Origin of the sequence: Mumia sp. ZJ1417, from assembly GCF_014127285.1 — a bacterium.
Lineage (GTDB): Bacteria > Actinomycetota > Actinomycetes > Propionibacteriales > Nocardioidaceae > Mumia.
Genome location: NZ_CP059901.1, coordinates 3402069 through 3423013 on the forward strand (window position 1 = coordinate 3402069; position 20945 = coordinate 3423013).

The 20945-nt window shown below is 68.4% G+C and carries 18 protein-coding genes; 4 read left to right on the forward strand and 14 right to left on the reverse strand.

The window, feature by feature from the left end; genetic code table 11:
* Positions 1-18: 18 nt before the first annotated feature.
* Genes rpsS through rpsJ form a run of 6 tightly spaced genes read right to left on the reverse strand, consistent with a single transcriptional unit; the run spans position 19 to position 3103 of the window.
* Complete coding sequence (gene rpsS / locus H4N58_RS16560) at positions 19-300, reverse strand: 30S ribosomal protein S19 (RefSeq protein WP_167005689.1); 282 nt, start codon at positions 298-300, stop codon at positions 19-21.
* A 13-nt stretch (positions 301-313) separates the two neighbouring features.
* Complete coding sequence (gene rplB, locus H4N58_RS16565) at positions 314-1144, reverse strand: 50S ribosomal protein L2 (protein ID WP_167005692.1); 831 nt, start codon at positions 1142-1144, stop codon at positions 314-316.
* Positions 1145-1165: 21 nt separating this feature from the next.
* On the reverse strand, positions 1166-1471 hold the full coding sequence (rplW, locus tag H4N58_RS16570; RefSeq protein WP_139087787.1) for a 50S ribosomal protein L23: 306 nt from the start codon (positions 1469-1471) through the stop codon (positions 1166-1168).
* Positions 1468-2127, reverse strand: a complete 660-nt coding sequence (gene rplD / locus H4N58_RS16575; RefSeq protein ID WP_167005693.1) for a 50S ribosomal protein L4 — start codon at positions 2125-2127, stop codon at positions 1468-1470. The genes rplW and rplD overlap by 4 nt, the downstream gene beginning before the upstream one ends.
* The gene (gene rplC / locus H4N58_RS16580) at positions 2124-2783 is read right to left on the reverse strand and encodes a 50S ribosomal protein L3 (protein ID WP_167005695.1); all 660 of its coding nucleotides are present in this window, start codon (positions 2781-2783) and stop codon (positions 2124-2126) included. Before rplC ends, rplD begins: the two co-directional genes overlap by 4 nt.
* 11 nt (positions 2784-2794) lie before the next feature.
* A complete protein-coding gene (gene rpsJ / locus H4N58_RS16585; RefSeq protein ID WP_039345402.1) occupies positions 2795-3103 on the reverse strand; it encodes a 30S ribosomal protein S10 in 309 nt (102 codons plus the stop codon).
* A 447-nt stretch (positions 3104-3550) separates the two neighbouring features.
* On the opposite strand from rpsJ, the gene H4N58_RS16590 reads away from it, so the two are divergent.
* Genes H4N58_RS16590 through H4N58_RS16600 form a run of 3 tightly spaced genes read left to right on the forward strand, consistent with a single transcriptional unit; the run spans position 3551 to position 7533 of the window.
* A complete protein-coding gene (locus H4N58_RS16590; RefSeq protein WP_167251630.1) occupies positions 3551-4036 on the forward strand; it encodes a nucleoside deaminase in 486 nt (161 codons plus the stop codon).
* Between the two features lie 9 nt (positions 4037-4045).
* A complete protein-coding gene (locus H4N58_RS16595; RefSeq protein WP_167251628.1) occupies positions 4046-4921 on the forward strand; it encodes an FAD binding domain-containing protein in 876 nt (291 codons plus the stop codon).
* On the forward strand, positions 4918-7533 hold the full coding sequence (locus H4N58_RS16600) for a molybdopterin cofactor-binding domain-containing protein (RefSeq protein ID WP_167251626.1): 2616 nt from the start codon (positions 4918-4920) through the stop codon (positions 7531-7533). Before H4N58_RS16595 ends, H4N58_RS16600 begins: the two co-directional genes overlap by 4 nt.
* 28 nt (positions 7534-7561) lie before the next feature.
* Here the strand turns inward: H4N58_RS16600 and H4N58_RS16605 are convergent, their stop codons facing one another.
* The 6 genes from H4N58_RS16605 to H4N58_RS16630 form a co-directional block, all read right to left on the reverse strand.
* Positions 7562-8473, reverse strand: a complete 912-nt coding sequence (locus H4N58_RS16605; RefSeq protein ID WP_167251624.1) for a cation diffusion facilitator family transporter — start codon at positions 8471-8473, stop codon at positions 7562-7564.
* A gap of 160 nt (positions 8474-8633) precedes the next feature.
* Positions 8634-9827 carry an elongation factor Tu gene (gene tuf / locus H4N58_RS16610; protein ID WP_167005708.1) on the reverse strand — a complete coding sequence of 398 codons (1194 nt, stop codon included), beginning with the start codon at positions 9825-9827 and terminating at the stop codon, positions 8634-8636.
* Between the two features lie 74 nt (positions 9828-9901).
* Entirely contained in the window at positions 9902-12010 is a 2109-nt protein-coding gene (fusA, locus tag H4N58_RS16615) for an elongation factor G (protein ID WP_167005711.1), read from the reverse strand.
* An 80-nt stretch (positions 12011-12090) separates the two neighbouring features.
* Positions 12091-12561, reverse strand: coding sequence for a 30S ribosomal protein S7 (gene rpsG / locus H4N58_RS16620; protein ID WP_167005713.1), 471 nt, complete (start codon positions 12559-12561; stop codon positions 12091-12093).
* A complete protein-coding gene (rpsL, locus tag H4N58_RS16625) occupies positions 12561-12935 on the reverse strand; it encodes a 30S ribosomal protein S12 (protein WP_167005716.1) in 375 nt (124 codons plus the stop codon). Before rpsL ends, rpsG begins: the two co-directional genes overlap by 1 nt.
* A gap of 316 nt (positions 12936-13251) precedes the next feature.
* Positions 13252-14541 (reverse strand): hydroxyacid-oxoacid transhydrogenase, encoded by a 1290-nt coding sequence (locus H4N58_RS16630; RefSeq protein ID WP_167251622.1) that lies wholly within the window; start codon positions 14539-14541, stop codon positions 13252-13254.
* Between the two features lie 251 nt (positions 14542-14792).
* On the opposite strand from H4N58_RS16630, the gene H4N58_RS16635 reads away from it, so the two are divergent.
* On the forward strand, positions 14793-15869 hold the full coding sequence (locus H4N58_RS16635) for a hypothetical protein (protein ID WP_167251620.1): 1077 nt from the start codon (positions 14793-14795) through the stop codon (positions 15867-15869).
* On the opposite strand, the gene H4N58_RS16640 is transcribed toward H4N58_RS16635, so the two are convergent.
* Together H4N58_RS16640 and H4N58_RS16645 are read right to left on the reverse strand one after the other, a co-directional pair.
* Positions 15848-16924, reverse strand: a complete 1077-nt coding sequence (locus tag H4N58_RS16640) for an acyltransferase family protein (RefSeq protein ID WP_167251619.1) — start codon at positions 16922-16924, stop codon at positions 15848-15850. The two genes, H4N58_RS16635 and H4N58_RS16640, sit on opposite strands and share 22 nt — an antisense overlap.
* 125 nt (positions 16925-17049) lie before the next feature.
* Positions 17050-20928 carry a DNA-directed RNA polymerase subunit beta' gene (locus H4N58_RS16645; protein WP_167005728.1) on the reverse strand — a complete coding sequence of 1293 codons (3879 nt, stop codon included), beginning with the start codon at positions 20926-20928 and terminating at the stop codon, positions 17050-17052.
* Positions 20929-20945: the final 17 nt, after the last annotated feature.

Here is a 20945-nt window from a genome sequence, read left to right on the forward strand (position 1 = left end):
CCTTGGTTGTCGCCCGCGTCAGCGGCGGCGGCTCTTTCGGTCGTCCTTGACGTGTCCGCGGAAGGTGCGTGTCGGTGCGAACTCGCCCAGCTTGTGGCCGACCATCGCATCGGTGACGAACACCGGCACGTGCTTACGCCCGTCGTGAACGGCGATGGTGTGACCGATGAAGGACGGGAGGATCATCGAGCGGCGCGACCACGTCTTGATGACGGTGTGCGTGTCGGCCTCGTTCTGAGTCTCGACCTTCTTCATCAGGTGGTCGTCGACGAACGGCCCCTTCTTCAAACTGCGTGGCATGTCAGGCTCTTCCTCAGCGCTTTCCGGACTTGCGGCGACGGACGATCAGCTTGTCGCTGGCCTTCTTCTTGCGGGTGCGGCCCTCGGGCTGGCCCCACGGCGACACCGGGTGACGTCCACCCGAGGTCTTGCCCTCGCCACCACCGTGCGGGTGGTCGATCGGGTTCATCGCCACACCGCGGACGGTCGGGCGCTTGCCCTTCCAGCGGTTGCGGCCTGCCTTGCCCCAGTTGATGTTGGACTGCTCGGCGTTGCCGACCTCTCCAACGCTGGCGCGGCAGCGGACGTCGACGTAGCGCATCTCGCCCGAGGGCAGACGCAGCTGCGCGCGGTTGCCCTCACGAGCGACCAGCTGGACCTTGGCGCCGGCCGAGCGGCCCATCTTGGCACCGCCACCGGGACGGAGCTCGATCGCGTGGATCGTGGTGCCGACGGGGATGTTGCGCAGCGGCAGGTTGTTGCCGGGCTTGATGTCGGCGCCGGGACCGGCCTCGACGGTCATGCCCTGCTTCAGACCCTCCGGCGCGATGATGTAGCGCTTCTCGCCGTCCGCGTAGTGCAGCAGCGCGATGCGCGCCGTGCGGTTGGGGTCGTACTCGATGTGCGCGACCTTCGCCGGCACGCCGTCCTTGTCGTACCGCTTGAAGTCGATGATGCGGTACGCGCGCTTGTGACCGCCGCCCTGGTGACGGGTGGTGATCCGGCCCTGGTTGTTGCGACCGCCCTTCTTGGGCAGCGGACGCGTCAGGGACTTCTCAGGGGTCGTTCGCGTGATCTCGCTGAAGTCGGCCACCGAGGAGCCACGACGGCCCGGGGTGGTCGGCTTGTACTTACGAATTGCCATGCGTACTCAGTCCTCGTTCGTTCAGGCGCCCGGCGCAGCGAAGATGTCGATGCTCTGGCCCGGGGCGACGCTCACGATGGCGCGCTTGACGTCGGCACGCTTGCCGGTGCCGAAGCGCGTACGGCGCGTCTTGCCCTTGCGGTTCTGGGTGTTCACCGCGGTGACCGTGACACCGAAAACCTTCTCGACGGCGATCTTGATCTCGGTCTTGTTGGCGTCGGGCCGGACGATGAACGTGTACTTGTTCTCGTCGAGGAGCCCGTAGCTCTTCTCGCTCACGACCGGCGCGATCAGGACGTCGCGCGGGTCCTTCTGCAGCGTGCTCACTTGTCACCGTCCTTGGCGGTAGCGGCCTCGCTCAGCTTGATCGTCTCGGCGTCGCCGCTGGAGCGCAGCGCCACGAAGGCGTCGAACGCGGCCTTGGTGAAGACCACGTCGTCGCTGAGCAGGACGTCGTACGTGTTGAGCTGAGCCAGCTCGATCAGGTGCGTGCCCGCCACGTTGCGCAGGCTCTTGACCGTGACCTGGTCGGTGCGCTCGACGACGACCAGCGTGCGCGGACGCCCGGTGATCTCGCGGAGCGTGGCCAGCGCCGTCTTCGTCGACGGCGCGTCGCCGGTGACGAGAGACTCGACCACGTGGAGGCGGCCGTTGCGGACCCGGTCGGAGAGGGCGCCACGCAGAGCGGCGGCCTTCATCTTCTTGGGGGTGCGCTGGTCGTAGCTGCGCGGCGTCGGGCCGTGCACCACGCCACCACCGGTGAACTGAGGTGCGCGGATCGAGCCCTGACGAGCGCGGCCGGTGCCCTTCTGGCGGTACGGCTTGCGGCCGCCGCCGGCAACCTCGGCGCGAGTCTTGGTGTCGTGGGTGCCCTGGCGCGCGGCAGCGAGCTGGGCGACGACGACCTGGTGGATCAGCGGGATGTTGACCTGGGCGTCGAAGACGTCCTTCGGCAGGTCGACGTCGATGAGGTTCGCGGTCACTTGACGGCTCCCTTCTTGGCGCCGGTGCGGATCATCACGATGCCGCCCTTGGGGCCGGGAACCGCACCCTTGATAAGGATGATGCCCTTGTCGGCATCGACGGCGTGGACCGTGAGGCTCTGCGCGGTCACGCGGTCGGTGCCCATGTGGCCGGCCATGCGCAGGCCCTTGAACACACGGCCCGGCGTGGCGCAGCCGCCGATCGAACCCGGCTTGCGGTGGTTGCGGTGTGCGCCGTGCGAGGCGCCGACGCCGGAGAAGCCGTGACGCTTCATGACACCGGCGAAGCCCTTGCCCTTGCTCGTACCGGTGACGTCGACGAAGTCGCCGGCAGCGAAGATCTCCGGGCTGACAGCCTGGCCGATCTCGTAGTCGGCGATGGCCTCGGTGCGGATCTCGGCGAGGTGACGACGCGGGGTGACGTTGGCCTTGCCGAAGTGTCCGGTCTGGGGCTTGTTCACCTTGCGCGGGTCGATCTCGCCGAAGCCGATCTGGACGGCCGTGTAGCCGTCGGTCTCCTGTGTGCGGATCTGCGTCACGACGTTGGTGTCGGCAGCGATCACGGTCACGGGGACCACGCGGTTGTTCTCGTCCCACGTCTGGGTCATGCCGAGCTTGCGCCCGAGCAGCCCGACGGGTGCCTTCTGGTTGCTCATCCGATCGTCCCTCAGAGCTTGATCTCGATGTCCACGCCGGCGGGGAGGTCGAGACGCATCAGCGAGTCGACGGTCTTCGGCGTGGGGTCGATGATGTCGATGAGGCGCTTGTGGGTGCGCATCTCGAAGTGTTCGCGGCTGTCCTTGTACTTGTGCGGCGAACGAATGACGCAGTAGACGTTCTTTTCCGTCGGCAGAGGCACCGGGCCAGCGACCGTGGCACCCGTACGCGTGACGGTGTCGACGATCTTGCGCGCCGAGGTGTCAATCACCTCGTGGTCATAGGCCTTGAGCCTGATGCGGATCTTCTGTCCCGCCATGCTCTCGCTTCGTCCTTCTCTTCGTACTGCCTCGGTCTCTCCACCTCGGGCTCGAGGAAGAGCGGTCGCTCCCCTCCGACCCCCGAGGTCGGGCGTGTCGCGGGCACAAAGCGCGCGAGTCCGTCACACCTCTGGAGTTGGATGGTTGGGCCTCGGGCCGCCGCCCACCCGTGAAGGGTGTGCCTGCTCTTCCCAAAACCAGGCGCGACCACCGCTCTCCACACGGGAGAACAGCCGGACGCGCCGGAGCAACTTCCCAAGTCTGACAGACCGGACCCCGCAATGCCAAATCGGGGTGCGAGACCTGCCTCACCTGGTTGCTGCCAGATTACCTGCCGCCTTCAAGATGGCCCAGCGGCTGAACGGACGGAAACGTCATGATCTCCCCATTCCGGACTCGCGAGGGGCAGTCTGGGGATACCGTCCGCACGCACGGAGGGAGCCACGATGAGCGAGACCTCGACCGACGCGCACCTCGCGTACCTCGAGCGCGCCGTGCGTCTCGCAGGCGACAACGTGGCGGCGGGCGGCGGTCCGTTCGCTGCCCTCGTCGTGGCGGAAGGGACCCTGGTGAGTCTCGGCGTCAACCAGGTGACGTCGACCCACGACCCGACCGCGCACGCCGAGATCGTCGCGATCCGCAGAGCGTGCGCGGAGCTCGCGACGTTCTCGCTGCGAGGCGCCGTCCTCTACTGCTCGTGCGAGCCGTGTCCGATGTGCCTCGCGGCGTCGATGTGGGCACGGGTGGCCGCGGTCTACTACGCCGCCGATCGTCACGACGCCGAGCGCGCCGGCTTCGACGACAGCGCGCTCTACGCGCTCCTCTCCTCTCCCCGGGAGTCCTGGCCGCAGCCGGTGAGGTCCCTGCGTACGCCGCGCGCGTCAGCACCGTTCGACGCGTGGCTGGCCCACGGCGCCCGCGTCGACTATTGAGGAGCTGTCATGGACCTCGTCGACGTCGACGCCTGGATCCCCCTGACGGACGCCTCCGCGCTCGCGCGCTGGCGCCCCGGCGACGCCTACGTGGCGGGCGGAACGTCTCTCTTCTCCGAGCCCCAGCCCGGTGTACGACGACTCCTCGACCTGACGGCGCTCGACTGGCCGCCCCTCGTCCTCCACGACGACGCCCTCGAGATCGGCGCGACCTGCACGCTGGGGACGCTCGCCGCGGCAGCCGGTGACCCCGCTCCCCTGCTGCGGCTGGGCGGGATCCGCGCCCGTCCAGCGGTCACCTTCCCCGGTCCGTGGACCTTCGGGCCGCTGGTGCGCTGCGCGGTCGACGCGCTCGTGGCGTCGTTCAAGGTCTGGCACGACGCCACCGTCGGAGGCAACGTGTGCCTGGCACTGCCCGCGGGCGCGATGACGTCGGTGCTCAGCGCGCTCGGGACGACCGTCCTGCTCTGGAGCCCCGACGGCACGACGCGGACCACGAGCGTCGACGCCCTCGTGACCGGCGTCGGGACGACCTCGCTGGCGCCGGGTGAGGTCGTGCGGGCGTTCCACGTACCCGCAGGGGCGCTGGTCGCCCCGACAGCCTTCCTTCGCGCATCGCTGTCGGCCCGCGGGCGGTCGGCGGCCGTCGTCGTCGCGCGACGCACCGACGACGGTGCGGTGGTCTCGGTGACCGGCGCCACCGCCAGACCGTACGTGCTCGCGTTCGACCTCGCCCCGACGCGGGCGGGCTGGCACGAGGCGCTGGAGCAGGCGATCCCTGAGGACGCGTGGCTCGGCGACGTCCACGGCGCTACCGACTGGCGCCGCCAGCAGACGCACGCGCTCGGCGCCGAGGCGCTCCGTACGATCGAGGCGCTGCGATGACGACACTCGTCAACGGGGTCGCCGTCGAGGCAGCGCCTCGCCCGGGCCAGTGCCTGCGGACGTACCTTCGCGAGCAGGGTCACACGGACGTCAAGAAGGGGTGCGACTCCGGCGACTGTGGGGCGTGCAGCGTGCTGCTCGACCGGGCTCCGGTGCACTCCTGCCTGGTCCCGGCGGTGCGGGCGGATGGCCACGAGGTCATCACGGCCGCCGGCCTGTCGCCCGGCGACGAGACCGGGGGCACCGCCCGCCGGTTCCTCAAGGCCCAGGGGTTCCAGTGCGGCTTCTGCACCGCGGGGATGGTCGTCACGGCGTCGTGCCTCGGCCCCGACGAGGGCGACGACGTGGACCGCCTCCTCAAGGGCAACCTCTGCCGCTGCACCGGCTACCGCTCCGTGCGCGACGCACTGGCAGGCGCGACGAACGTCGAGCTCGAGCCTACGCGCAACCCGGTGGGGCGCAGCGTCGGCTCACCCGCCGGGCCCGCCGTCGTGCGGGGTCGCCAGCCGTTCACGCTGGACGAGACGCTGAGCGGCACACTGCACGGCGCCGTCGTCCGATCGCCGTACGCCCACGCCCGCATCGTCCGGGTCGACACCTCGCGGGCCCTCGCCGATCCCGACGTCGTCGCCGTCCTCACCCACGCCGACGTCCCCGACAGCCTGTTCTCGACCGGTCGTCACCACCTGCGCGACGACGACCCCCGTGACACCCGGGTGCTGGACACGGTCGTCCGCTTTGTCGGCCAGCGGGTCGCCCTCGTCGTCGCGACGACACCGCACGCCGCGCAACGTGCACGCGACCTCGTTGCCGTCTCGTACGAGGAGCTCCCCGCCGTCGTCGACCCGGAGCGTGCCCGCAGCCCGGGCGCTCCCCTGCTCCATGCCGACAAGGGGCCGGAGTCGGGCATTGCCGACCCCGCCCGCAACGTCGTCGCGGCGATCGCCGCCGAGTCCGGATCGGTCGAGGAGGGTCTCGCCGCCGCGGCGCATGCCTACGAGGCGACGTTCACGACCGCCCGCGTCCAGGCGACCCACCTCGAGACGCACGGCGCGGTGGGATGGCTCGCAGACGACGGCGTGCTCGTGGTCCGGACCAGCAGCCAGGTGCCGTTCCTCGTCCGCGACGAGCTCGCGGCCCTGCTCGGGCTGCCGCGTGAGCGGATCGAGGTGGTCACGAACCGGGTCGGTGGCGGGTTCGGCGCCAAGCAGGAGATGCTCGTCGAAGATCTGGTGGCACTAGCGGTCCTGCGGACCGGGCGCGCCGTCCAGCTCGAGCTGAGCCGTACCGAGCAGCTCACCGCCACCACCGTCCGGCACCCGATGCGGATCCACGTCCGCGCCGGCGTGGACGTCGACGGACTCCTCACCGCTCTCGACGTCGACGTCCTCTCGGACACCGGCGCGTACGGCAACCACGGCCCCGGCGTGCTGTTCCACGGCTGCAACGAGTCGATCGCGGCCTACCGGTGCCCGCACAAGAGGGTACGCGGCGAGGTGGTCTACACGAACGCGGTGCCGTCGGGCGCGTTCCGCGGGTACGGGCTGGGCCAGCTGGTCTTCGCGATCGAGCAGGTCCTCGACGAGCTGGCGCGGATGTCCGGCATCGACCCGTACGAGCTGCGCGCTCGCAACGTGGTCGTCCCGGGCGACCCGATGGTCTCGTGGTCCAGCGAGCACGACGACGTCCAGTACGGCAGCCACGGCGCGCGCGAGTGCCTCGCCCTCGCCCGGGAGGCGGTCGCACGCGACCTCGCTTCCACCCCCACCGGCCCGCAGTGGCGCACCGGCCGCGGGATGGCGATGGCGATGATCGACACCATCCCGCCGCGCGGTCACCACGCGTCAGCGCAGGTCCGCCTCCTCGCTGACGGGACGTACGAGGCGTCGGTCGGCTCCGCGGAGTTCGGCAACGGCACGTCCACCGCGCACGTCCAGCTCGTCGCGCAGGCGCTCGGGACGACGAGCGATCGGATCCGACTCGTCTCTGGCGGCACCCGCACGGTCGCGCACGACACCGGCGCGTTCGGGTCGACCGGGATCGTGGTCGCGGGGAGGGCGCTGACCTCGGCGGCCGACGATCTCCTCGCGCAGGTGCGTGCCGCGCGTGCGGAGGGACGACCGACGGTCGGCCTCGTCGGATCGGCGACGGCAGGCGGATCCCCGCGCTCGATCGCGTTCAACGTCCAGGCGTTCGCGCTGGCGGTCGACGTCGAGACCGGAGAGGTACGGATCCTCCGTTCGGTCCACGCCGCCGACGCCGGTGTCGTCGTCAACCCCGAACAGTGTCGTGGACAGATCGAGGGCGGCGTCGCCCAGGGCATAGGGACGGCACTCTTCGAAGAGGTCGTCGTCGACGAGGGCGGGGTCGTACAGACACCGGTCCTGCGGACCTACCACGTCCCTCAGATCGTGGACGTGCCCACGACTGAGGTGCTGTTCGCGTCGACCTCGGACGCGCTCGGCCCGTACGGAGCGAAGTCGATGAGCGAGTCTCCGTACAACCCCGTCGCCGCGGCCCTCGCGAACGCCGTCCGCGACGCGATCGGCGTACGGATCACCGACCTGCCGCTGTCCCGCGACCGTGTCTGGCGTGCCGCGGGCGGACGCTGACCGTCCCGTCGGTGCGTACTGGGGATCGTCACCGGTGGGTGTGCTGCTCGGTCTCCGCGTGCGCGGCCGGCTCGAGCTGGAACGTCGAATGCTCGACGTCGAAATGGTCGGACAGGCAGCTGCGCAGGCGGTCCAGCACGCTGTGGCCCGCATCGGTGCCGAGCACGTCGTCGTCGACCACGACGTGGGCCGACATCACAGGCATGCCGGACGTGATCGTCCAGACGTGAAGGTCGTGCACGTCGACGACACCCGGCACCTCCGTCATGTGGGTCCGCAGCTCCTCGAGATCCAGCCCACGAGGCGTCGACTCCAGGAGGACGTCCACGACATCGCGCAGGAGCCCGAACGCACGCGGCAGGATGAGCGCGGCGATGACGAGGGACGCCACCGGGTCGGCGTCGTACCAGCCGGTCACCGCGATCACGCCCGCGGCGACGATCACCGCGACCGAGCCGAACGCATCGCCGAGCACCTCGAGGTAGGCACCCTTGACGTTGAGGCTCTCCTTCGCCCCGGCCCGCAGCACCAGCAGGCCGACCACGTTGGCAGCCAGGCCGAGAACGCCAGCGCCGAGCATGAAGGGTGAGTCGATGTGAGGCGCGTCGCCGAGGCGACCGATCGCCGACACCACGATCCATACGCACAGCACGAGCAAGACCAGGCCGTTCGCGCCTGCGGCGAGGATCTCGGTGCGGTGGTTGCCGAACGTGCGTCGTGGGCTGCCTGCCCGCTGGGCGACCGTGACCGCGATGAGCGCCATGACGAGCCCGAACGTGTCGCTCAGCATGTGTCCGGCATCGGCGAGCAGAGCCAGGCTCCCGGTCAGCACCGCGACGACGACCTCGACGAGCAGGACCAGGACGGTCAGGCCGAGGACGAAGGCCAGCCGCGGCCGCTGCCGAGCCGACGGCGTCCCGTGCGCATGGTCGTGTCCCACGCCCTCACGATACGTCGCCGGCACCCTTCTTCGCCGTGACCAACGCCCCATTCGTCCAGGGGAAGTCGGCCACGGGGCGTACGACGAGGGCCCCGCCCTGCTTGTCAGCAGGACGGGGCCCTCGTGCAGAGATCGAACCCGGGTCAGACCCGGGACCGGATCACTTGTTGATCTTGGTGACGCGACCAGCGCCGACCGTACGACCACCCTCGCGAATCGCGAAACGAAGACCCTCGTCCATCGCGATCGGCTGGATCAGCTGAACCGACATCTCGGTGTTGTCGCCCGGCATGACCATCTCGGTGCCCTCAGGCAGCGTGACGACGCCGGTGACGTCCGTGGTGCGGAAGTAGAACTGCGGGCGGTAGTTGTTGAAGAACGGCGTGTGACGGCCGCCCTCCTCCTTCGACAGGATGTAGACCTGGCCCTCGAACTCCGTGTGGGGAGTCGTCGTGCCCGGTGCGATCACGACCATGCCGCGCTCGACGTCCTCGCGCTTCGTGCCACGAAGCAGGAGGCCGACGTTCTCGCCTGCCTGGCCCTCGTCGAGGAGCTTGCGGAACATCTCGATGCCGGTGACGGTCGAGGTCTGCTTCTCCGGACGGATGCCGACGATGTCGACGGTGTCGTTGAGCTTGACGATGCCGCGCTCGATACGACCCGTGATGACGGTGCCGCGACCGGTGATCGTGAAGACATCCTCGACCGGCATGAGGAACGGCTTGTCCGTCTCACGCGGGGGCTCGGGGATGTACTCGTCGACAGCGTTCATCAGCTCGAGGATCGACTCGCCCCACTTGGCGTCGCCGTTGAGCGCCGGGAAGGCGGCCACGCGGACGACCGGGACGTTGTCGCCGTCGAACTCCTGATCGTTGAGGAGCTCACGGACCTCGAGCTCGACGAGCTCGATGAGCTCCTCGTCGTCGACCATGTCGCACTTGTTGAGCGCGACGACCATGGCCGGCACGCCGACCTGGCGCGCGAGCAGCACGTGCTCGCGGGTCTGCGGCATCGGGCCGTCGGTGGCGGCGACCACGAGGATCGCGCCGTCCATCTGAGCCGCACCCGTGATCATGTTCTTCACGTAGTCGGCGTGCCCCGGGCAATCGACGTGCGCGTAGTGACGGTTCTCGGTCTGGTACTCAACGTGAGAGATCGAGATCGTGATACCGCGCTGGCGCTCCTCAGGAGCCTTGTCGATCTGATCGAAGGCCGAAGCCTCGTTCAGGTCGGGGTACTTGTCATGCAGCACCTTGGTAATCGCCGCGGTCAGCGTCGTCTTACCGTGGTCGATGTGACCGATGGTGCCGATGTTCATGTGCGGCTTAGTCCGCTCGAACTTCGCCTTAGCCACTGGGGCTCCTCCTCGATTGAATGATGCTTTGCGCCGTGCGGTTGAGCTGATCGAAGCCTAGGTCAGGCCAGCGATCACTCGCCCCTGGCCTTCTTGATGATCTCTTCTGCGACGCTCTTGGGAACCTCGGCGTAGGAGTCGAACTCCATGGAGTACGACGCCTGCCCCGACGTCTTCGACCGGAGGTCTCCGACGTATCCGAACATCTCAGAGAGCGGAACGAGTGCCTCGACGACCCGGTCACCGGACCGTTCCGTCATCTGCTGGATCTGTCCACGGCGAGAGTTGATGTCGCCGATGACGTCGCCCAGATAGGACTCAGGGGTGGTGACCTCGACCTTGAACATCGGCTCGAGGAGCACCGGGTCTGCCTTGCGTGCCGCCTCCTTGAACGCCATCGAACCGGCGATCTTGAAGGCGAGCTCGGACGAGTCGACGTCGTGGTACTGACCGTCGGTCAGCGACACCTTGACGTCGACCATGGGATATCCGGCGAGAACGCCGAACTCCATGGCTTCCTGCGCGCCCTCGTCGACGGCGGGAATGTACTCCCGCGGGACGCGTCCACCGGTGATCTCGTTGACGAACTCGTAGCCGCCCTCGCCACCAACGACCGGGCCCGTGGGCTCGATGCTGATGAGGACCTTGGCGAACTGGCCCGAACCACCGGTCTGCTTCTTGTGGGTGTACGAGACCTTGTCGACCTTGCGCTTGATGGTCTCGCGGTACGCGACCTGCGGCTTGCCGACGTTGGCCTCGACGCGGAACTCGCGCTTCATGCGGTCCACGAGGATGTCCAGGTGCAGCTCGCCCATACCGGCGATGATGGTCTGCCCGGTCTCCTCGTCGGTGTGGACCGTGAACGTCGGGTCCTCCTCGGCGAGACGCTGGATCGCGATGCCGAGCTTCTCCTGGTCGCTCTTGGTCTTGGGCTCAATGGCGACCTGGATCACCGGAGCCGGGAAGGTCATCGACTCGAGCACCACCGGGTTGCTCGGATCGGCCAGCGTCTCACCCGTGGTGGTGTCCTTGAGACCCATCACGGCGACGATCTGGCCGGCGCCGACCGACGCGATCTCCTCACGCTTGTTGGCGTGCATCTGGTAGATCTTGCCGATCCGCTCCTTGCGGCCCTTGACGGAGTTCAGGACCTGGGTCCCGGCCTCCAGGCGGCCCGAGTAGAGACGGACGTAGGTCAGCTTGCCGAGGTGCGGGTCGGCCGCGATCTTGAACGCCAGGGCGGAGAAGGGCTCCTCCTCGCTGGGCTCACGCATGATCTCGGTGTCCTCGTCGCCGACCTTGTGACCGGCGACCGAGCCGACGTCCATCGGCGAGGGGAGGTAGTCGACGACCGCGTCAAGCAGGGGCTGGACGCCCTTGTTCTTGAACGCGGTGCCGCACAGGACCGGGACGATCTTGTCGGCCAGCGTGGCGCGACGGATCGCGGCCTTCAGCGTGTCGACATCGATGTCCTCGCCCTCGAGGTAGAGCTCCATGAGGTCGTCGTCAGCGGTCGCGACGGTCTCGATGAGCTTCTCGCGGTACTCGGCGGCCTGGTCGGCGAGCTCGGCCGGGATCTCCTCGACCGTGTAGTCCTCACCGATCTCGGTCTCGCCGCGCCACGTGAGCGCGCGCATGCCGACGAGGTCGACGACACCGAGGAAGTCCGACTCCGCACCGATCGGGATCTGCAGGACCGCCGGGTTGGCGTTCAGGCGCTCGACGATCGTGTCGACGCAGTAGAAGAAGTCGGCACCGGTGCGGTCGAGCTTGTTGACGAAGCACATCCGCGGCACGCGGTACTTGTTGGCCTGGCGCCAGACGGTCTGCGACTGCGGCTCGACACCGGCGACGCCGTCGAACACGGCGACCGCGCCGTCGAGCACGCGCAGCGAGCGCTCCACCTCGACGGTGAAGTCGACGTGACCAGGCGTGTCGATGATGTTGATCTGGTGGTTCTTCCACCAGCAGGTCGTCGCGGCGGACGTGATCGTGATGCCGCGCTCCTGCTCCTGCTCCATCCAGTCCATCGTGGCTGCGCCCTCGTGGACTTCACCGATTTTGTAGGTGATGCCGGTGTAGAACAGGATGCGCTCGGTCGTCGTCGTCTTGCCCGCATCGATGTGCGCCATGATGCCGATGTTGCGCACCGTGGCGAGGTTGGTGGTGATGTCTACGGCCACCTTGGCTGACTTCCCTTGCTGTCGTGAGTCGAATCAGGCGATGAGTGCCGCAGGCCCGCGGACGGGCCGGCGGCACCTCGTCACCAGCGGTAGTGGGCGAAGGCCTTGTTGGCCTCGGCCATCTTGTGCGTGTCCTCACGCTTCTTGACGGCGCCGCCGAGGCCGTTGCTGGCATCGAGCAGCTCGTTCATCAGGCGCTCCGCCATGGTCTTCTCGCGACGCTCGCTGGAGAACCGGACGAGCCAGCGAAGGGCGAGGGTGTTCGCGCGGACGGCGCGGACCTCGATCGGAACCTGGTAGGTCGCACCGCCGACGCGGCGGGACTTGACCTCGAGGGTCGGCTTGACGTTGTCGAGTGCACGCTTGAGCGTGATGACCGGGTCGGTGCCGGTCTTCTCGCGGGTGCCCTCGAGCGCGGAGTAGACGATGCGCTGCGCGACCTGCTTCTTGCCGTCCTCAAGCACCTTGTTGATCAGCTGCGTGACCAGAGGGCTCGAGTAGACGGGGTCGGCCTCGATCGGGCGCTTCGGCGCGGGTCCCTTGCGCGGCATCAGCTCTTCTCCTTCTTCGTCCCGTAGCGGCTGCGAGCCTGCTTGCGGCTCTTGACACCCTGGGTGTCCAGCGCGCCGCGGATGATCTTGTAGCGGACACCCGGGAGGTCCTTCACACGACCGCCGCGCACGAGCACGATGGAGTGCTCCTGCAGGTTGTGGCCCTCACCGGGGATGTAGGCCGTGACCTCGATCCCGCTGCTCAGACGAACACGAGCAACCTTCCGCAGCGCGGAGTTCGGCTTCTTCGGCGTCGTCGTGTACACGCGGGTGCACACTCCACGGCGCTGCGGCGAACCCTTCAGGGCGGGCGTCTTGGTCTTCGCCACCTTGTCCTGACGGCCCTTTCGGACCAACTGCTGGATCGTTGGCACTACATGCTTCTTTCTGCTGTCCGGCTCTTGAGTCGTGCGGTTTTCGTGCGGCCTCCCCCGCAGGCGTCGCCCTGGGCGTCGCGCCTCAGGCGCGACGCCACCGCGACGTGCGATGGTAGGTGGTGCTTCTCGTGGCCCTGCACCCGTCCGTACCCCGGCTCCGGAGAACCAGTCGTACGAATCGACCGACGGTGTGGTGACACACGAATCGGTGCACGCGGACAGTGAGTCCACGGCACAATGTCCAAGACTACCGGGTGGCCGGTGAGGGGTCAAAACGGGTCCGACCTGCCCTGTGTACAGCCGAGCATCAGCCTCACCACAGGGTGAGGGAACGCTCGAAGATGCCCGTCACGTCTTCGGGCCCGACGGGCTTGGGCGCGGTCGCGAGGAGCCTCTGCTGCTTCATCGTTCCTTCGACGAGCGCACCGATATCGGCCTTGTCGAAGCCGACGGCGCCGACGCCCGCCGGGATGCCGATGTCGCGCATCAGGCGCACGAGGACGCTCGGCAGGAAGTCGGCGAGGTCAGCGGGCCGCTCGGCCGCCGGGTCGAGCAGCTCGGCGGCGCGGACGTGACGTTCGGGCGCTGCGTCGAAGGTGAAGCGGAAGGCCTCGGGGGCCGTCAGCGAGACCGCCATCCCGTGGGGCACCATCGCCTCGTCCTGCGGGTATCCCTCCGGACGGAAGTCGCGCACCTGTCCGGCGATCGGATAGGCGTTCGCGTGCGGGATGTGGACGCCGGCGTTGCCGAACCCCATCCCCGCGAACGTCGCCGCCAACGCCATCTCCTCTCGCGCCGGGACGTTGCTGCCCTCGCGGACCGCCGTACGGAACGACGACGCGAGGAGGCTCAGCGACTTCTCGGCCCACATGTCAGAGATCGGGTTGGCGCCGCAGTATGGGACCCGCTGCTCGGGACGCTTGCGCTCGTACGAGCTGAACGGTCGCGCGGTATAGCTCTCGAGCGCGTGGCACAGGATGTCCATGCCGCTGGCCGCGGTGACGCCCGCCGGCTGGCTCAGCGTGAGCTCGGGGTCGATGATCGCCAGCTCGGGTCGCAGCCTCGGGTGGCTGATGCCGGTCTTGACGTGCTGGGCGAGGACGTCGAGCACACAGATGGTGGTGCTCTCGCTGCCCGTCCCTGTCGTGGTCGGGAGCGCGATCAGCGGCAGCAGCGCCTTGGCCGGGGCGCGGCCGGCACCGACCGGGACGTTGAGGTAGTCCATGAGGTCGCCGTCGTTGGTCGTGAGCAGGTTCACCGCCTTCGCGGTGTCGATGCTGGATCCACCGCCAAGGGCCACCACGGCGTCGAACGGGCCGTGGGCGCGGGCGAAGTCGATCGCGTCGTTGAGGCTGGCGTCGGTCGGCTCCACGTGCGTGTCGGCGTACACGACGAGCTCGACGGACTCGGCCGCCACCTGCTCCGCCACGCGTGCGGGGATGCCCGTCGCGTCCAGGCCGCGGTCGGTGACGAGAAGGGCCCGCCGCACGCCCAGCGACGCGAGCTCGTAGCCCAGCTCGGCGCTCGCACCGGCACCGAATTTCAGCCGTGGCGATCCGTACGTGAAGATGCTCTCGGGTGTCGTGGGGGCAGAGAACGACATCGGCGCTCCTCAGGAGTGTGCGGACACGGCAGCGGCGGCGGTGTTGCGTACCTGACAATACGGCGCCACGGGCACTTGTTCGACACACGACGTCGTTGCCCTAGGGTGATCGGGGTTCTGACTCGGAGGTGAACGGGATGTATCGGTCGGTCGTTGTCGCGGCTCTCGCGACGGCCGTGGCTGTTGGTCTGTCGGGGTGCAGTCCCCTCACACCCTCACCACCGGACCCCACCGAGAGCACCCACGCCGGCTTGAAGGTCGACGTCGGCCAGCACGAGACCTTCGCAGGCACTCCCATCGCGTTCTCGCTCACCGTCCCGGAGGGCACGACCCAGCTGGGACCTCTCGTACGCCGCCGCAGCACGACGCTGCTCGCCGCCTACGCGCCGGTGCTCGTCGAGGCGCAGCGTCGGGCGGCGATCGAGGCCGCCGCCGAGGCCGCCGAGCATCCCGAGGAGACGACGCCGACCCCGACCGAGCCTCCGAACCCGCTTCCGACGGACGACACCTTCTCGCTTCTCGAGGAGGCGCCCGAGCCTGACACGACGACGTCGCTGCTGCGCGTCGACGGCGACCCCGGCGAGGCCTTCTCGGAGGTGATCGGCCAGGTCGCCACCCTCGTCCCGGAGCTTCAGCTGGACCCGGAGGAGTGGTCACGCTTCTGCACGGTCACGAACGACCTCTACAGCGGCTGCGACCTCGATGTGACTGGTCGTACGACCGATGACCTGGGCGTCCGCGTGATCGCGACGGTCGACCCAGGCAACATGCGGACCAAGCAGTCCCCCGCCGGCTCGCAGGGCAAGCCTGTGATGACGGTGACCGTCATCCAGACCGACCCGCCCGACATGCGTCCGGTGTGGGAGGCCCTCGACGAGAGCACCGACACGCCGGGCGAGGGCGAGCGCCCGGAGGTCCCCGAGCCCACCCCGGTCCCCGCCACCACGACTCCCCTGCCCGCCGCTCCCGCGGTCGAGGCGAAGTGGCCGGAGTTCCCGGTGTCGCGTCCGGTCACGACCGGCGGCACCCTGGGGACGGATCGCTGGACGCTGCGCGAGGACTCGGCGCTCCTGCTCTCCGGCGACCACCCGTTGTTCGACAGCCTGCTGGTCGAGCGAGGCGTCAACGCCGACGCGGTCGCCCGAAGCTACGTGCTCGCCTACAGCACGGCCGGCGCCCCCACCCAGGACGTCATCGAGGACCGCACCGAGATCAGCACCACCTACCGGGCCGTGACGCCCAAGGGTGGTCCGACCGTCTCGGCGACGTTCACGCAGGCAGGGCGCGGCAACTACATCGCGCTGTTCTACACGCCGCCCGCGCGCTGATCCCTGAACGCCCATCGCAGCTGAGGGGTCACCACGGGGCTGACCAACCGCGCGACCGGCGCTGACATCAGCGCCGTGCCGAGGAGCACCGAGCCCACGAGGACGACGGGCACGGACAGCGCGCCCCAGGTGGCCAGCGCGCTGAACACGCCCAGGTGGGCCAGCAGGATCAGCACGAACCCGTGCAGGACGTACGCATTCATCGTGTGGCGTCCGAGGTCGCTGGTACGGTCGCGCCGAGCCGGCACGACAGAGAGCACCGCCGCGCTCAGCGCGAACCCGGTCACCAGCAGGCCTGCGCGCGTCGCCAGCCCGCCGAAGGCGTCGGCATCCAGCGGCGCGTCCGCGTAGGCGTCGCGCCAGTACAGCCACGAGACGTACCAACCCTCGTGGCGCAGCAGGCACCAGCCGAGTGTCCCGGCGAGGGCGACCACCGACGCGACCCGCACCGCGGGACGGCGCAGCAGCGCGAAGTGCTCGGGGCGCAGGTACATCCCCGCGACGTAGAACGGCAGCAGGCCGAGGATGCGGTGGATCGACAGCACGTCACCGACCTGCCACAGCCCGGCGACCAGGCTCACCACGACGGAGACGAGCACCGGCGCGCGGACGACGCGCCACACCGGCGAGGACAACCGCCACACGAACAGCGCGATCAGGAACCACGTCGACCATGCCGGATCAAGCAGGTTGACCGCCAGCGGCTCATCGTCGAGCAGGGCGCGGAACCCGTCGAGCGCCACGTTGAGTCCCACGTACGGCAGCACGAGGCTCGTGAGCATCGTGCGTACCTGCTTGGGAGAGCCCTCGTACCGGCGGGCGACGTAGCCGGAGATCAGCACGAAGGCCGGCATGTGGAACGCGTAGATCCACGTGTAGGTGCCGCGGGCGTCGGGAACGTCGAGCAGGTACTGGAGGCCGTGGCCGGCCACCACGAGGAGCATCACCCAGTAGCGGGCGTTGTCGAGGAGAGGGTCGCGGGCCTTGCGGCGCTCCACCGGGGTGCTCGAGTCGGCGGTCGCCGCAGCGGGGGGCTGGATCAGCGTCGTAGACATCGCCCCGACGTAACCAGCCGATCCTGAGCATGCCCTGAGAGCACCTGAGAAGTGTCCTGTGGGAACGCACGAGGGCCCCGGGAGCGGAAAGATCCGCGCCCGGGGCCCTCGTCAGACCTCGTACGTCAGCCCGAGAAGCTGCCGAAGTCGAAGTCGTCGAGCGCGACCGACTGGCCTCCGGTGTTGCCGAAGTCGTAGTCGTACGTCTCGTAGCCGGTGACCGCGTACGCGGCCTGGCGTGCCTCTTCGGTGGGCTCCACCCGGACGTTGCGGTACCGCTCGAGGCCGGTGCCCGCCGGGATCAGCTTGCCGATGATGATGTTCTCCTTGAGGCCACGGAGCTGATCCGACTTGCCCTGGATCGCCGCCTCCGTGAGGACGCGGGTCGTCTCCTGGAAGGACGCCGCACTCAGCCACGACTCGACCGCGAGCGAGGCCTTGGTGATGCCCATCAGCACCGGACGGCCAGAAGCCGGCTGCCCGCCCTCGGCGACGACGCGGCGGTTCGCCTCCTCGAACGTCGCACGATCGTGCAGGTCGCCCGGCAGCAGCGTGGTCTCGCCCTGGTCGATGACCGTGACGCGACGCAGCATCTGCCGCACGATGATCTCGATGTGCTTGTCGTGGATCGCCACGCCCTGGCTGCGGTAGACCTCCTGGACCTCGTCCACGAGGTGCTCCTGCGCCCGACGGACGCCGAGGATGCGCAGGACCTCCTGCGGATCGGGCGTACCGTGCGTGAGCTGCTGTCCGACCTCGACCTCCTCGCCGTCCGCGATCAGCAGTCGCGAGCGCTTGGAGACTGGGTACTCGTGCGGCTCGGACCCGTCGTGCGGCACGACGACGATCTTGCGCGCCTTGTCGCTGTCGTCGATCTGGACCCGACCGGCGGCATCCGAGATCGGCGCCCGGCCCTTGGGCTGGCGGGCCTCGAAGAGCTCGACGACACGCGGCAGACCGTGCGTGATGTCGTCACCGGCCACACCACCGGTGTGGAAGGTACGCATCGTCAGCTGGGTGCCGGGCTCACCGATCGACTGGGCCGCGATGGTGCCGACGGCCTCACCGATGTCGACGAGCTTGCCGGTCGCCAGCGAACGGCCGTAGCACTTCGCGCAGGTGCCGGTCTTGGCGTCGCAGGTCAGGACCGTACGGACCTTGATCTCGTCGATGCCCGCCTCGACGAGCGCCGCGATCTCGGGGTCACCGAGGTCGCCGCCGGCCTCGACAAGCACCTCACCCGTCTTGGGGTGGGTGATCTCCGTGGCGGCGTTGCGCGCGTAGGCGGAGGTCTCAACGTTCTCGGCGAGGATCAGGCGTCCGTCGTCGAGGCGCTCGGCGATCCGCTTGGGCAGACCACGCTCGGTGCCGCAGTCCTCCTCACGGATGATGACGTCCTGGCTGACGTCGACCAGGCGACGCGTCAGGTAGCCCGAGTCGGCCGTACGCAGAGCGGTGTCGGCCAGGCCCTTACGAGCGCCGTGGGTCGCGATGAAGTACTCGACGACCGACAGGCCCTCACGGTAGTTGGCCTTGATCGGGCGCGGGATGATCTCGCCCTTCGGGTTGGCCACCAGGCCTCGCATCGCGGCGATCTGACGCATCTGCATCATGTTGCCGCGGGCACCGGACTGGATCATCATCCAGATCGGGTTGTCCTCGGTGAAGGTCTTCTCCATCTCGGCGGAGACCTCGTTGGTCGCCTGGGTCCAGATCTCGATGAGCTCGCTACGACGCTCGTCATCGGTGATCAGTCCGCGCTCGAACTGCTTCTGGACCTTGGCTGCCTGGTCCTCGTACGTGGCGAGGATCTCCTGCTTGCGCTCCGGGGTGACGACGTCCTCGATCGAGATCGTGACGCCGGACCGGGTCGCCCAGTGGAAGCCTGTGTCCTTCAGCGCGTCGAGGGACGCAGCGACCTCGACCTTGCTGTAGCGCTCGGCGAGGTCGTTGACGATCACGCCGAGCTGCTTCTTGCCGACCTGGTAGTTCACGTACGCGTAGTCGACCGGGAGCGCCTCGTTGAAGAGCACGCGACCCAGCGTCGTGTCGAGCGTGAGCGGCTGGCCGACGCTCCACCCCTCGGGGACCTCGACGTCCTCGGGCGGGACGACCTCCGGGAAGCGGATCTTGACCTTGCTCTGCAGCGTGATGTCGCCGCGGTCGAACGCCATCCGTGCCTCGGCGGCCGACGAGAAGGCACGTCCCTCGCCCGGATGTCCGTCACGCTCGAGCGTGAGGAAGTACAGCCCGATGACCATGTCCTGCGTGGGCATGGTGACCGGACGGCCGTCAGCCGGCTTGAGGATGTTGTTGGTCGACAACATGAGGATGCGGGCCTCGGCCTGCGCCTCGGCCGACAGCGGCAGGTGGACGGCCATCTGGTCACCGTCGAAGTCGGCGTTGAACGCCGAGCACACGAGCGGGTGGATCTGGATGGCCTTGCCCTCGATCAGCTGCGGCTCGAACGCCTGGATGCCCAGTCGGTGCAGGGTGGGCGCACGGTTGAGCAGCACCGGGTGCTCGGCGATGACCTCTTCGAGGACGTCCCACACCTCGGCGCGCGCACCACGCTCCACCATGCGCTTGGCCGACTTGATGTTCTGGGCGTGGTTGAGGTCGACCAGACGCTTCATGACGAACGGCTTGAACAGCTCGATCGCCATCTGCTTCGGCAGGCCGCACTGGTGCAGCTTGAGCTGCGGGCCGACGACGATGACCGAACGGCCCGAGTAGTCGACGCGCTTGCCGAGGAGGTTCTGGCGGAATCGACCCTGCTTGCCCTTGAGCATGTCGGAGATCGACTTCAGCGGGCGGTTGCCCGGTCCGGTGACCGGGCGACCACGACGGCCGTTGTCGAACAGCGAGTCGACGGCCTCCTGGAGCATCCGCTTCTCGTTGTTGACGATGATCTCCGGCGCACCGAGGTCGAGCAGTCGCTTGAGCCGGTTGTTGCGGTTGATCACGCGGCGGTAGAGGTCGTTCAGGTCGCTGGTCGCGAAACGTCCACCGTCGAGCTGGACCATCGGGCGCAGCTCCGGCGGGATCACCGGGACCGCGTCGAGCACCATGCCGGCGGGGTTGTTGTCGCCGGTCATGAACGCCGAGACGACCTTGAGCCGCTTGAGGGCACGCGTCTTGCGCTGGCCCTTGCCGGTCGCGATCGTCACCTTGAGGCTCTCGGCCTCTGCCGGGAGGTCGAAGTCCTGGAGGCGCTTCTGGATCGCTGCCGCGCCCATGTAGCCCTCGAAGTACTTGCCGAAGCGGTACGTCATCTCGCGGTAGAGCAGCTCGTCGCCCTCGAGGTCCTGGACCTTGAGGTTCTTGAAGCGGCTCCAGACCTCGTCGAGACGGTCGATCTCACGCTGCGCGCGGTCGCGGATCTGCTTGACCTCGCGCTCGGCAGCGTCCTTGACCTTGCGCTTGGCGTCGGCCTTGGCGCCCTCTGCCTCCAGCGCGCCGAGGTCCTCCTCGAACTTCTTCATGCGCTGCTCGATGTTGTTGTCGCGACGCGACTCGAGGTTCTTGCGCTCGACGTCGATCTTGGCCTCGAGCGAGGGCAGGTCGCGGTGGCGAGCATCCTCGTCGACGCGCGTGATCATGTACGCAGCGAAGTAGATGACCTTCTCGAGGTCCTTCGGGGCGAGGTCGAGCAGGTAGCCGAGGCGGCTGGGCACACCCTTGAAGTACCAGATGTGGGTGACCGGAGCGGCGAGCTCGATGTGGCCCATGCGCTCACGACGCACCTTGGAGCGGGTCACCTCGACGCCGCAGCGCTCGCAGATAATGCCCTTGAAGCGGACACGCTTGTACTTGCCGCAGTAGCACTCCCAGTCCCGGGTGGGACCGAAGATCTTCTCGCAGAACAGACCGTCGCGCTCGGGCTTGAGCGTGCGGTAGTTGATCGTCTCGGGCTTCTTCACCTCACCGTGCGACCACGCACGGATCTGGTCGGCGGTGGCAAGGCCGATCTTGAGCTGATCGAAGAAGTTCACGTCGAGCACGTTGTCTTCTTTCCTTC

Coding starts and splice junctions, on each gene's coding strand:
- H4N58_RS16590 (WP_167251630.1), top strand. CDS start 3,551: ATGAGCGAGACCTCGACCGACGCGCACCTCGCGTACCTCGAGCGCGCC.
- H4N58_RS16630 (WP_167251622.1), bottom strand. CDS start 14,541: ATGTCGTTCTCTGCCCCCACGACACCCGAGAGCATCTTCACGTACGGA.
- rplB (WP_167005692.1), bottom strand. CDS start 1,144: ATGGCAATTCGTAAGTACAAGCCGACCACCCCGGGCCGTCGTGGCTCC.
- rpsG (WP_167005713.1), bottom strand. CDS start 12,561: ATGCCGCGCAAGGGACCCGCGCCGAAGCGCCCGATCGAGGCCGACCCC.
- rplC (WP_167005695.1), bottom strand. CDS start 2,783: ATGAGCAACCAGAAGGCACCCGTCGGGCTGCTCGGGCGCAAGCTCGGC.
- H4N58_RS16595 (WP_167251628.1), top strand. CDS start 4,046: ATGGACCTCGTCGACGTCGACGCCTGGATCCCCCTGACGGACGCCTCC.
- rpsJ (WP_039345402.1), bottom strand. CDS start 3,103: ATGGCGGGACAGAAGATCCGCATCAGGCTCAAGGCCTATGACCACGAG.
- H4N58_RS16640 (WP_167251619.1), bottom strand. CDS start 16,924: ATGTCTACGACGCTGATCCAGCCCCCCGCTGCGGCGACCGCCGACTCG.
- H4N58_RS16600 (WP_167251626.1), top strand. CDS start 4,918: ATGACGACACTCGTCAACGGGGTCGCCGTCGAGGCAGCGCCTCGCCCG.
- rpsS (WP_167005689.1), bottom strand. CDS start 300: ATGCCACGCAGTTTGAAGAAGGGGCCGTTCGTCGACGACCACCTGATG.